The sequence below is a fragment of the Pseudomonas sp. S2_H10 genome (assembly GCF_054668285.1).
This window is the reverse complement of the sequence record NZ_CP162754.1, coordinates 5,601,064-5,613,190: the sequence shown is the minus strand read 5'-3', so window position 1 is coordinate 5,613,190 and position 12,127 is coordinate 5,601,064. Positions and strand designations below refer to the sequence as shown.

Annotated in this window: 10 protein-coding genes and 4 tRNA genes; 6 read left to right on the top strand and 8 right to left on the bottom strand. The window is 60.7% G+C overall.

Annotated elements, in window-relative coordinates:
• Nucleotides 1-120: 120 nt before the first annotated feature.
• Both AB4O16_RS25315 and AB4O16_RS25310 read left to right on the top strand, forming a co-directional pair.
• The gene (locus AB4O16_RS25315) at nt 121-1,923 is read left to right on the top strand and encodes a di-heme-cytochrome C peroxidase (protein ID WP_460156113.1); all 1,803 of its coding nucleotides are present in this window, start codon (nt 121-123) and stop codon (nt 1,921-1,923) included.
• A 28-nt stretch (nt 1,924-1,951) separates the two neighbouring features.
• Entirely contained in the window at nt 1,952-3,088 is a 1,137-nt protein-coding gene (locus AB4O16_RS25310; protein ID WP_460156112.1) for a catalase family protein, read from the top strand.
• Nucleotides 3,089-3,279: 191 nt separating this feature from the next.
• On the opposite strand, the gene AB4O16_RS25305 is transcribed toward AB4O16_RS25310, so the two are convergent.
• From AB4O16_RS25305 to AB4O16_RS25290, 4 genes are all read right to left on the bottom strand, one after another.
• Nucleotides 3,280-3,356: transfer RNA gene (locus AB4O16_RS25305), tRNA-Asp, on the bottom strand.
• Nucleotides 3,357-3,375: 19 nt separating this feature from the next.
• A tRNA-Val gene (locus tag AB4O16_RS25300) sits at nt 3,376-3,451 on the bottom strand.
• Nucleotides 3,452-3,651: 200 nt separating this feature from the next.
• Nucleotides 3,652-3,728 (bottom strand) — tRNA-Asp (locus AB4O16_RS25295).
• Nucleotides 3,729-3,747: 19 nt separating this feature from the next.
• Nucleotides 3,748-3,823: transfer RNA gene (locus AB4O16_RS25290), tRNA-Val, on the bottom strand.
• A 159-nt stretch (nt 3,824-3,982) separates the two neighbouring features.
• On the opposite strand from AB4O16_RS25290, the gene rdgC reads away from it, so the two are divergent.
• From rdgC to sugE, 3 genes are all read left to right on the top strand, one after another.
• Entirely contained in the window at nt 3,983-4,903 is a 921-nt protein-coding gene (gene rdgC / locus AB4O16_RS25285; protein ID WP_110662726.1) for a recombination-associated protein RdgC, read from the top strand.
• Nucleotides 4,904-5,037: 134 nt separating this feature from the next.
• The gene (locus AB4O16_RS25280) at nt 5,038-6,003 is read left to right on the top strand and encodes a bile acid:sodium symporter family protein (protein ID WP_460156111.1); all 966 of its coding nucleotides are present in this window, start codon (nt 5,038-5,040) and stop codon (nt 6,001-6,003) included.
• Between the two features lie 117 nt (nt 6,004-6,120).
• Nucleotides 6,121-6,435, top strand: coding sequence for a quaternary ammonium compound efflux SMR transporter SugE (gene sugE / locus AB4O16_RS25275; RefSeq protein ID WP_110660101.1), 315 nt, complete (start codon nt 6,121-6,123; stop codon nt 6,433-6,435).
• A gap of 123 nt (nt 6,436-6,558) precedes the next feature.
• Here the strand turns inward: sugE and AB4O16_RS25270 are convergent, their stop codons facing one another.
• From AB4O16_RS25270 to AB4O16_RS25255, 4 genes are all read right to left on the bottom strand, one after another.
• Complete coding sequence (locus tag AB4O16_RS25270) at nt 6,559-8,433, bottom strand: MFS transporter (protein ID WP_460156110.1); 1,875 nt, start codon at nt 8,431-8,433, stop codon at nt 6,559-6,561.
• A gap of 96 nt (nt 8,434-8,529) precedes the next feature.
• A complete protein-coding gene (locus tag AB4O16_RS25265; RefSeq protein ID WP_460156109.1) occupies nt 8,530-9,681 on the bottom strand; it encodes a TDT family transporter in 1,152 nt (383 codons plus the stop codon).
• A gap of 104 nt (nt 9,682-9,785) precedes the next feature.
• On the bottom strand, nt 9,786-10,097 hold the full coding sequence (locus AB4O16_RS25260) for a cupin domain-containing protein (RefSeq protein ID WP_160390154.1): 312 nt from the start codon (nt 10,095-10,097) through the stop codon (nt 9,786-9,788).
• Nucleotides 10,098-10,144: 47 nt separating this feature from the next.
• Nucleotides 10,145-11,335: an MFS transporter gene (locus AB4O16_RS25255; RefSeq protein ID WP_160390155.1), complete on the bottom strand. Its 1,191-nt coding sequence runs from the start codon at nt 11,333-11,335 to the stop codon at nt 10,145-10,147.
• A 114-nt stretch (nt 11,336-11,449) separates the two neighbouring features.
• Between AB4O16_RS25255 and AB4O16_RS25250 the strand changes: the two genes are divergently transcribed.
• Complete coding sequence (locus tag AB4O16_RS25250; protein WP_460156108.1) at nt 11,450-11,986, top strand: TetR/AcrR family transcriptional regulator; 537 nt, start codon at nt 11,450-11,452, stop codon at nt 11,984-11,986.
• The last annotated feature ends 141 nt before the right edge of the window (nt 11,987-12,127 follow it).

Here is a 12,127-nt window from a genome sequence, read left to right as displayed (position 1 = left end):
TCTTTCATCGGGCTCCCACGCCGACTGAATCCTGAGCCTACAACATCTGGCGTAATGGCCTCTTGCCGCACCCCGGGCACTCGGGCATAACGGCATGATAATTCGACAAGGATGTTTATCTTGCGCCTCTTCCTTCGCTTGCTGGTTCTCATCGCAGTACTGCTCGGGCTGGTCATGGCCGTGGTGCTCTACTACGTCGCCAACCCGAAACTGCCGGCCTGGTCGCCTGCGCAGCAGGTGCACTATCTGGAGCAATGGAGCGCGGCCGACCGCGAAACCTACTACTTCACCCCCCAGGGTACCCAGGTCAAAGGCTTGCGTTATGACTGGTTCACCGCCCTCGAACTGCCCTTTTCGCAACAACGCTTCGCCGCCCCCGAATACCTCGCGCGCTTCGGATTTCTGATCGACCCTGGCCAGAAACCGACACCGCTCAACCCCGGCAACCTTCCCGTGGGCTTTACCCGGCACCAGAATGCCGGCAGCGCGGATATGTTTCTGGATATCACCTGCGCGGCCTGTCATACCGGCGAACTGCGTTTCAAGGGTCAAGCCGTGCGTATCGACGGCGGCTCGGCGCAGCATGTGCTGCCGTCCACTGTTCCTACACTCAAGGGGGGTAGTTTCGGACAGGCCCTGGTAGCCAGTCTCGCCTCCACTTACTACAACCCGTGGAAGTTCGAACGTTTCGCACGCAACGTGCTGGGTCAGGACTACGACGCCCGCCACCAAGCGTTGCGCAAAGAGTTCAAATCCTCGCTCGATACGTTCCTCAAAGTGGCCTGGAACGACACCCATCGCGGGCTCTATCCGACCGAAGAAGGCCCGGGGCGCACAGACGCCTTCGGGCGCATTGCCAACGCCAGCTTCGGTGACGCCATTTCCCCCGACAACTACCGCGTGGCCAACGCTCCGGTCGATTATCCGCAGTTGTGGGACATGTGGACATTCGAATGGGTGCAGTGGAACGGCTCGGCGAAACAACCGATGGCCCGCAACATCGGCGAGGCGTTGGGCGTCGGCGCCACACTGAACTTCTTCGACAAGAACGGCCAGCCGTTGATGGGCGATGCCCGCTACCCCTCCAGCGTCCGTGTGCGCGACCTGCACCTGATCGAAGAAACCCTGCAACGCCTCGCGCCTCCAGCCTGGCCGGAAGATCTGCTGGGTGCGGTCGACACGCCTCTGGCAGCCCAGGGCCGCGCCTTGTTCGCCGAAAACTGCGCGGGTTGTCATGTACCGCGTTCGACCCAGGGCGAGGGGCGATACGTTCAACACCTGAAAATGCTCCCGGTGGATTACATCGGCACAGACCCCGGTGCAGCCAATAACATCGCCGACCACCGCTTCGACCTGACAGCGCTGCAATGGAAGCAGGCGGAGCTGGAACAGCTTGATGTCGAGCCGAAACCCACCGAACCCCTGGACCTGAGCAAAATGTCCGTGACCAAGGGGCTGGCCTATGTCACCGCCTATGTCCAGGACCGCGCCTATCAAGACGCCAGGGTCAGCCCTGCCGAGCGTCCGCAAATGGACGGTTTCGGCCTGCCGATCGGTGTGCGCGAATTGCGTTCGTACAAGGCCAGGCCGTTGGCAGGCGTATGGGCGACAGCGCCGTTTCTGCACAACGGTTCGGTTGCGAGCATCTATCAACTGCTGTCGCCTCAGGATGAGCGTGCGACCACCTTCTACAAAGGCACGTTCGAGTACGACCCGGGGCACCTGGGCTACCGCACCGAAGCCTTCGCCAACGGTTTTCTGTTCGACACGCGCATTACCGGCAACCACAACAGCGGTCATGAATTCCGTGCCGGCAAACTCGGCAATGGCGTGATCGGCCGCTGGTTGGAGCCGCAAGAACGCTGGGCACTGCTGGAATACCTGAAAGTGCTGGGCGGCCCGCTGGAAGCGCAATTGCCATGACCACAGCCTCAGCCAAAAGGACTTACCCATGCTGACAACTCTCTGGCTACGACTGGGCGCCTTCCTCGGCAAGCTGTTGCTGTGGCTGCTGGGGCTGGGCGTACTTGGCTGGGCATTGGCCACCGCCTGGTTCGCCTGGCAGCAACGCGGGCCGGTCTCGGCGCAGGAGCTTGTTCCCGAAGGCGAAGCCGCGATGACCCGGGACATCATCCAGACGGCGGTGCGCATCGTCGACCAGCACCGCGAAAGCACCCGCTACCTGCGTGACGCCCATGCCAAGGCCCACGGCTGTGTGAAGGCCGAGGTCCAGGTGCTGCCGGAACTGCCAATCGAACTGCGCCAGGGCGTATTCAGCGAGCCGGGGAAAACCTGGCAAGCGACGCTGCGCCTGTCCAACGGCAATGCCTACCCGCAGTTCGACAGCATCCGCGACGCCCGGGGCATGGCGATCAAACTGCTCGATGTTACGGGTAAACAACTGCTGAGCGATCAACCTGGGCGAAACGAACAGGATTTCGTGATGTTCAGCCATCCGAACTTCTTTGTAAGCAATGTCGCCGAATACCGTCAGAACGTCGCCGCTCAAGCCGACGGTAAAAAGATCATGGCCTTCTTCCCCGGCTGGGATCCACGCGGATGGCAGGTTCGCCACCTGTTCATTGCCCTGGCGACACTGTCCCCGGCTCCGTCGAGCCCGACCCAGACGACGTATTTTTCGGTTTCACCCTACAAGTTCGGCGAAGCCAATGCGAAGTTCCGGGTCATGCCCGATCCGGACAGTTGCCCGGTCTACAACCTGTCGGAACAAAATCGCAAGCTGCCGAACTTTCTGCGCAATGCGCTGAACCAACAGCTGTCGACCGACCGGGTACCTGCGTGTTTCGCTTTGCAAATCCAGCGGCAGGACGCCAACAAGTACATGCCGATCGAGGACACCAGCATTGAATGGCGCGAGAGCGATGCGCCCTTCGAGACGGTGGCGCGGATCAAGGTTGCGGCGCAGGACTTCGATACACCGGCGCTGAACCTGCAATGCGACAACCAGTCGTTCAACCCCTGGTTCGGCATCGAGGCGCACCGCCCCATCGGCGGGATCAATCGCCTGCGCAAGGCCGTATACGAAGCCGTCAGCGACTACCGGCACGCCCGCAATGCCGAACTGTAGGAGCGAGCCTTGCTCGCGAGAAACCCATAGGCACCGCTGGGCACCTGAATTTACGCGTTATCGTTCACGACCTTCGCGAGCCAGCTCGCTCCCGCAGAGAGCCAGGAAAGCCAAATCCCGAACAGCAAAAAGCCCGCACTAGGCGGGCTTTCCGTGGTGATCTGGCGTTCAGTGTTCCAGATTACCGAATATGGCGCAGCGGACGGGACTCGAACCCGCGACCCCCGGCGTGACAGGCCGGTATTCTAACCGACTGAACTACCGCTGCGCGAAACGCTTGAAACGAATGGTGGGTGATGACGGGATCGAACCGCCGACATTCTGCTTGTAAGGCAGACGCTCTCCCAGCTGAGCTAATCACCCTTCGCTTCGTTACGGGACGCATTATGCCACAAGTTTTCGTAAAGTGTTGATTTAATTGAAGTTTTTTTCAAATAAATCCGAAAACCGGTAAAACGACACATCCCGCGGGTACAACTGTACAAACTTTGAGGCAGAAAAAAACCCGCGTTTGCGGGTTCTTCCGTGGTGACCTGGCGTTCAGTGTTCCAAGTTACCGAATATGGCGCAGCGGACGGGACTCGAACCCGCGACCCCCGGCGTGACAGGCCGGTATTCTAACCGACTGAACTACCGCTGCGCTAAACACTTGAAACGAATGGTGGGTGATGACGGGATCGAACCGCCGACATTCTGCTTGTAAGGCAGACGCTCTCCCAGCTGAGCTAATCACCCTTCGCTTCGGTGTGGCGCGCATTCTACGGAGCGACCCAACCTCTGGCAAGCACTTTTTAAAATAATTTTCCGAGGCCTTCCAAAGGCTTAGAGAAAGGTTGGCCTATGGCACGGCGAAGTCAATAATGCCCCCCTTTGTATAAAGGAGAGACTCACCCCATGTGGTTCAAAAACCTGCTTATCTATCGCCTGACCCAAGATCTGCCTGTTGATGCCGAGGCGTTGGAAACTGCACTGGCCACCAAACTGGCGCGCCCATGTGCAAGCCAGGAGTTGACCACCTACGGTTTCGTCGCGCCGTTCGGCAAAGGCGAAGATGCGCCACTGGTGCACGTCAGCGGCGACTTCCTGCTGGTGTCCGCCCGCAAGGAAGAACGTATTCTGCCGGGCAGCGTCGTGCGTGACGCGGTCAAGGAAAAGGTCGAAGAGATCGAAGCCGAGCAGATGCGCAAGGTCTATAAGAAGGAACGCGATCAGATCAAGGATGAAATCATCCAGGCCTTCCTGCCTCGCGCCTTTATCCGCCGTTCCTCGACCTTCGCCGCCATCGCGCCGAAACAGGGCCTGATCCTGGTCAACTCGGCCAGCCCGAAACGCGCCGAAGACCTGCTGTCGACCTTGCGCGAAGTGATCGGCACCCTGCCGGTGCGTCCGCTGACCGTGAAGATGTCCCCGACCGCGACCATGACCGAGTGGGTCACCACGCAGAAAGCCGCGGACGATTTCTTCGTGCTGGACGAGTGTGAACTGCGCGACACCCACGAAGACGGCGGCATCGTGCGCTGCAAGCGCCAGGACCTGACCAGCGAAGAAATCCAGCTGCACCTGAGCACCGGCAAAGTGGTCACTCAGCTGTCCCTGGCCTGGCAGGACAAACTGTCGTTCGTCCTCGACGACAAGATGGTGGTCAAGCGCCTGAAGTTCGAAGACCTGCTGCAGGACCAGGCGGAACAGGACGGCGGCGAAGAAGCCCTGGGCCAACTGGACGCCAGCTTCACCCTGATGATGCTGACCTTCGGCGACTTCCTGCCGGCACTGGTTGAAGCGTTGGGTGGGGAAGAGACTCCGCAGGGGATCTAGCCTCAACGGTGAGCTTTTGTAGGAGCTGGCTTGCCAGCGATGGCGTCGCAATGGCCTGCGCACGGCTTGATGGCCCCTTCGCTGGCAAGCCAGCTCCTACAAGACCGCGTATTTCTTACAATAAGGATCAAGCCATGCGCGCACTGGCTGCATTGAGTCGTTTTGTCGGCAACACCTTCGCCTACTGGGTACTGATTTTCGCTGTCGTGGCGTTTCTGCAGCCAGCATGGTTCCTCGGCCTCAAAGGCGCCATCGTGCCCTTGCTGGGGCTGGTGATGTTCGGCATGGGCCTGACCCTCAAACTCGAAGACTTCGCCGAAGTCGCCCGCCATCCGTGGCGCGTGGCCCTGGGCGTGGTTGCCCATTTCGTGATCATGCCCAGCGTGGCGTGGTTGCTCTGCCAGGCGTTTCACTTGCCGCCGGAAATCGCCGTCGGCGTGATTCTGGTCGGCTGCTGCCCAAGCGGCACCTCGTCGAACGTGATGACCTGGCTGGCCCGCGGCGACCTGGCGTTGTCGGTGGCCATCGCCGCCGTCACCACCCTCCTCGCCCCGCTGCTGACACCGGCGCTGATCTGGCTGCTGGCCTCGGCCTGGTTGCCGGTGTCGTTCATGGAGCTGTTCTGGTCGATCCTGCAAGTGGTGCTGTTGCCGATCGTGCTGGGCGTGGTGGCCCAACGAGTGCTCGGCGACAAGGTTCGCCACGCCGTGGACGTGCTGCCGCTGGTGTCGGTGGTGAGCATCGTGATCATCGTCACCGCCGTGGTGGCCGCCAGCCAGGCGAAGATTGCCGAGTCCGGTCTGTTGATCATGGCCGTGGTCATGCTGCACAACAGCTTTGGCTACTTGCTCGGTTATTTCACCGGGCGCCTGTTCAAGCTGCCTCTGGCACAGCGCAAGTCCCTGGCCCTGGAAGTCGGCATGCAGAACTCCGGGCTGGGCGCGGCACTGGCCAGCGCGCACTTCTCGCCGCTGGCGGCGGTGCCCAGCGCGTTGTTCAGCGTCTGGCACAACATTTCCGGGGCGCTGCTTTCGACGTATTTCCGTCGCATGAGCGAGAAACAGGATCGGGAAACGGCCGCCAGGCACGTCAGCGACTGATTGGAAACTTGATCCCCGGGTTAATGCTGGGCACTATATTGCGCATCGCGAGGACGACCTCGCGGCTCGATCGAGTCATTAATCAGGGGACGACCCCGTCAGACGATGGAGGTCTTCATGTCCTGGATCATTCTGTTTTTCGCCGGCCTGTTCGAAGTGGGCTGGGCCGTCGGCCTCAAGTACACCGACGGCTTCACCCGCCCGCTCCCCACCGTTTTGACCGTTGCGGCCATGGCGATCAGCCTTGGCTTGCTCGGCCTTGCCATGAAGGAACTGCCGCTGGGTACGGCCTATGCGATCTGGACCGGGGTCGGCGCCGTCGGCACGGTGATCGCCGGGATCATCCTGTTTGGCGAATCCATGGCGCTGGTAAGGCTGGCGAGTGTGGCGTTGATCATTTTCGGGTTGGTTGGGCTGAAGGTAAGCGCCTAGGCCACTACCGCCATCGCGGGCAAGCCCGCTCCCACAGGTTTCGTGTACTCCCACACATGTTGAGTACACCATCAATCCTTGTGGGAGCGGGCTTGCCCGCGATGGGGCCAGTACAGCCACCGACTATCTGACTGCCCCGCGCAAATCCCCCACCAACGCCTGCAACTTCGCCGGCTCCGCCACCTCAACCGCCACCGCCGGCCCCGCCACCAACGTCACCCGCGACCACAACCGGCGAAACAGCCCCTTGCCCGGATCGCGGCTGAAGAAACTCCCCCACAACCCCTGCAAGGCCAGCGGAATCACCGGCACCGGCGTCTCTTCGAGAATCCGCGTCAAACCACCCTTGAACTCATTCATCTCGCCATCGGCGGTCAATTTACCCTCGGGGAAGATGCACACCAGCTCACCTTCCTTCAGATAGCGGGCGATGCGCGTGAAGGCCTTTTCGTAGATCTGGATGTCTTCATGACGCCCCGCGATAGGAATCGTCCCCGCGGTACGGAAGATGAAATTCAACACCGGCAGGTTGTAGATCTTGTAATACATCACAAAGCGAATCGGCCGACGCACCGCGCCGCCAATCAGCAAGGCGTCGACGAACGACACGTGGTTGCACACCAGCAACGCCGCGCCTTCATCGGGAATCAGATCCAGGTTGCGATGCTCGACGCGGTACATGGAATGGCTGAGCAGCCAGATCATGAAACGCATGGTGAACTCAGGGACGATCCTGAAGATGTAGGCGTTGACGCCGATGTTCAGCAGCGAGACCACCAGGAACAGCTGCGGGATCGACAGCTTGGCCACGCTCAGCAAGACGATCGAGACAATCGCCGACACCACCATGAACAACGCATTGAGGATGTTGTTGGCGGCAATCACCCGCGCCCGTTCGTTCTCGGCGGTACGTGACTGGATCAGTGCGTACAACGGCACGATGTAGAAACCGCCGAAGACGCCCAGGCCAAGGATATCGAACAGCACCAGCCAGGCATGGCCAAAACCGAGAATCTCGATCCAGCCATGGCCGGCGGCGCTGTCCGGGATTCCACCGGAATGCCACCACAACAGCAGCCCGAACACGGTCAGGCCGAATGAACCGAACGGCACCAGGCCGATTTCGACTTTGCGCCCGGAGAGCTTCTCGCACAACATCGAACCCAGGGCGATGCCGACCGAGAACACCGTCAGAATCAGCGTCACCACGGTTTCGTCGCCGTGCATCCACTCCTTGGCATAGGCCGGGATCTGCGTCAGGTAAATCGCCCCGACAAACCAGAACCACGAGTTGCCGACAATCGAGCGTGACACCGCCGGCGTTTGCCCCAGGCCCAGCTTCAATGTGGCCCAGGACTGGCTGAAGATGTTCCAGTTCAGGCGTAACGCCGGTGTGGCGGCCGCCGCGCGGGGAATGCTGCGGCTGGCCAGATAGCCGAGCACGGCAATGCCGATGATCGCCGTGGACACCACCGGTGCGTAATGCGCCGAAGACATCATGACCCCGGCGCCAATGGTGCCGGCGAGGATCGCCAGGAAGGTGCCCATTTCCACCAGGCCGTTGCCGCCCACCAGTTCGTCTTCATGCAGGGCCTGCGGCATGATCGAGTATTTCACCGGCCCGAACAGCGCCGAATGGGTGCCCATGGCGAACAGCGCCAGCAGCATCAACGACAGGTGATCGAACATGAAGCCAACGGCGCCGACCGCCATGATCGCTATTTCCCCAAGCTTGATCAGGCGGATCAGCGCGTCCTTGGCGAACTTTTCCCCGAATTGCCCCGCCAGGGCCGAGAACAGGAAAAACGGCAGGATAAACAGCAGGGCGCACAGGTTGACCCAGATAGAGCGGTCACCTTCGATGGTCAGCTTGTACAAAATGGCCAGGATCAACGACTGCTTGAACACGTTGTCGTTGAATGCGCCGAGGGACTGGGTAATGAAGAACGGCAGGAAGCGCCGGGTGCGCAGCAAGGTGAACTGTGAGGGGTGACTCATCTTCCATGTGTCCCTGATTATGTAGAGAGTGGCCTGGATACTGTAATTGGAGTATCGAAACTCGATCCAGGCCACACCTTACCTAATCTTTGCCGGTTATTTCTTCAATCCGGCAATGCACGGCGAGACAAACAGCTCTCCGCGCCAGGCGCCCAACACCGTGCGCTTGCCGACGATCAGCCACATCACGGCCAGCAACGCGACCAGCACACAGCCAAACACACTGAAAAACATCAGGTTCAAGGTACTGGCCAGCTTCAACGTCGCCAGAGAGTAGACACCCAACGGGAAAGTGAAGCCCCACCAGCCCAGATTGAAGGGAATGCCGGCACGCAGATAGCGACCGGTGATGAGCAGCGCCATCAGCATCCACCACAGGCCGAAACCCCACAGGGTGATGCCGGCCACCAGCCCCAACCCGGCGGCAATCTCACCGACGCCGGGCATTGCGTTCGCCGCGAAAATCAGCGGAGCGTCGCCGCCCAGTACCAGCATGCCCAGCGCGCCGGTGCCGATCGGGCCAAGGGCCAGCCAGCTCGAGGCGGCCATGTTTTCGTGGGGCAGCTTATGCAGGGCCATGCGCAGCAACAGGATGGTCAGGATGCTGAAGGCCACCGGCAGGGAAAAGGCCCAGAGCACGTAGCTGGTCACCAGCACCACCAGTTGCGAATGCGCGTCGGCCAGATGCGGCGCCAACAGGCCACCGCTTGCGGCGGCCACTTCTGCCGCAACCACCGGCAACAACCAGACGGCGGTCATCTGGTCGATGCTGTGCTCCTGACGGGTGAACATCATGTAGGGAATCAGCACGCCGCAGGCCAGCGACATGGCCACATCCAGCCACCACAACACCTCGGCGATGTGGATCACACCATCGCCCCAGCGCGGCAGACCGAACACCAGGAAGCCGTTGATGATGGTCGCCAGACCCATGGGGATGGTGCCGAAAAACATCGAAACCGTGGAGTGGCCGAAGATCCGCCGAGCCTCGTCGAAGAACAGCACCCAACGCGCCGTGTACAGCGCCGTAAACAACAGAAACAGGACGATATTGAACAGCCAGAGGCCTTCGGCAAAGGCGTGCAAGCCGGGTATGGTGACCGGCAATTGCGCCAGTGCCAACGCCAGCACGCCCGTGCCCATGGTGGCTGCGAACCAGTTGGGGGTGAACTGACGAATCACCTCACGGGGGTGCTGCAAGTGACTGAACGGTTTGATTGCAGGCTTGATGCTATTGGCGCATGTCATGGCGAACTCCTGTCCTCACGTGAGGTAGAGCCATGTTAGATCCGAATAGAATATCTATATAACGGGTAATATCTCTATATCTTATCGATATCACCTATATAGCATCAGACACTCCCTTCCGATTCGATCACCAATATCCGGGCCGGTCCTAGCGGATGCGCCACATGCTCAGTGCCAACCGAGGCATGAAAAATGTCACCGACCTCGAGCAAGGCTTCCCGCTCCACGCCCTCTTCGCGATAACGCATCTGCACCCGGCCATCGAGCACCACGAACACTTCCTCGCCATCGTTGACGTGCCACTTGTAGGGCTGATCGGTCCAGTGCAGCCGCGTGGTGATGCCATTCATGCTGGCGATGTCCAGCGCGGCCCAGGCACGCTCGCCAGTGAACGATTTGCTGCGGATGATCTTCATGGTCCGATCCTTCGAGTGAGCTGAGTGGGGCCAAGGCTAACTCAATTTTACCGGTTGGCCTCGCAGACCCTGGCCGAACGTGATCGCAGCAGACTCGCCATTGCGCTGAGAGCCAGCAACATCAGCACCGCACCATAACCATCGGTGGTTGCCACCAGACCAAAGGTCCGCGCCAGGTTCCCGGCCAGCAGCGCCGGCAGGCAGAACGCCAGATAACTCAGCACGTAATACGCCGACATCAACCCGGCGCGCTCATGGGGCAAGGCCAGTGGCACCAGGCTGCGCACCGCCCCGAGGAAACCGGCGCCAAAGCCACAACCGGCGACCAGCGTGCCGAGGAAAAACAGCGGCAGACTGGCGCTGTGCACACCCAGCAGAATCAGTGCGACGCCCGCCGGCAACGAACTGGCGCCCAGTTGCAGCGACCTGGTAGCAGCCTGATTGCGCAATGTGTAGATCATCAGGGCACCGGTCACCGTCAATGCGGCGACGGTCGCCCCGCCAATCAGGTTCGACGTTGAACCGGTCGCCGTGCGCACCAATGAAGGCGCCAGCGACGCGTAGAATCCGCCCAGCGCCCAGGTCGCCGTGTTGAGCGGCAACACCCGCCATAACGTCGCGCGCGCCTGGACCGGCACATGCAGGGTCGGTCGCAATGAGGCCCAGGCCCCGGACTGGCGCGTGACGCTCTCCGGCAAACGCCAGACAAACACCGCCTGCATCGCGAACAGAGCAAGTAGCAGCCAATAGGTCAGGTGCAACGGCGCCGGGGCAAACTCGGCCAGCAAACCGCAGCCCATTCCACCCAGGGCCATGCCGAGCAACGGCGCGACGCTATTGATCAGCGGGCCTTGCTGGCGATCGCTGTCCAGCAAGGTTGCACTCAACACGGCAGTCGCCATGCCGGTGGCAAACCCTTGCAGGACCCGGGCACTGATCAGCCACGCAACGCTGTCGGCGTAGATAAACAGCAACATTGCCAGAATGTTCAGCAGCACCGCCGTAAAGATCACCGGTTTACGCCCCAGGTAATCCGACAGCGAGCCGACCGTCAGCAACGCCGCCAACAGGCTGAGGGCGTACACGCCGAAAATCAGGGTCAAGGTCGCTGCCGAAAACTGCATCTGCTCCTGGTACAGGTGATACAGCGGCGTCGGCGCAGTGGAGGCGGCCAGGAAGCTGAGCAGCGTAATCGCCAGAAACCACAGGCTGGCACGGTTTGAATGAGAACTCGACATGGGCACACTCCGCAAAAGCTAACTTTTTGCTTTTGCGCAGTGTGCTACTGGATTTCTCTTAAAGCAAATTCTTTGTGTTAAGGTCCGAAGCATGGCTTTTACAGGAATCACAGGATGACAGCTCCGACCTTACGCCCAGGCGGGCGCAGTGCGCGGGTACAAGAGTCGATTCATTCGGCCGTGCGCCAACTCCTCGAGGAGCAGGACCGCGCCAGCGTGACCGTTCCGCAAATTGCCGCGCGCGCAGGCGTTACACCCTCGACCATCTATCGTCGCTGGGGCGATTTGTCGGCGCTGCTGGCCGACGTCGCCCTCGCCCGCATGCAACCCGACAACGACCCCACCCACACGGGAAGCCTGCGCGGCGATATTCGGGCCTGGGCAGAACAGTACCTGGACGAGATGAGCTCCGAACCCGGCCGCAACATGCTGCGCGACGTGCAGGCGGCGCTGAAGCCGAGTTACTGCGCGACCATCATTGGTGGGCAGTTGCAGACGATTCTGGATCGCTATCCCGAGGAGCCAGTGCCAGGTGTTGACCGGCTGATCAACCTGATCGCGGCGCCCATCGTGTTTCGCATCCTGTTTTCCGAGGCGCCGCTTGAACTTGAAGAGCTGCACCGGTTCATCGAGATTGCGCTGGATCAGTAAAACCATTCGCGAGCAAGCTCGCTCCCACAGGGTTCTTGTGCGCGACACAGATTAATTGTGGGAGCGAGCCTGCTCGCGAAGAGGCCACTTCAGACACTGCAAATCCTCCTGCGACACCCCGCCACGCCACGACCTTGGTCG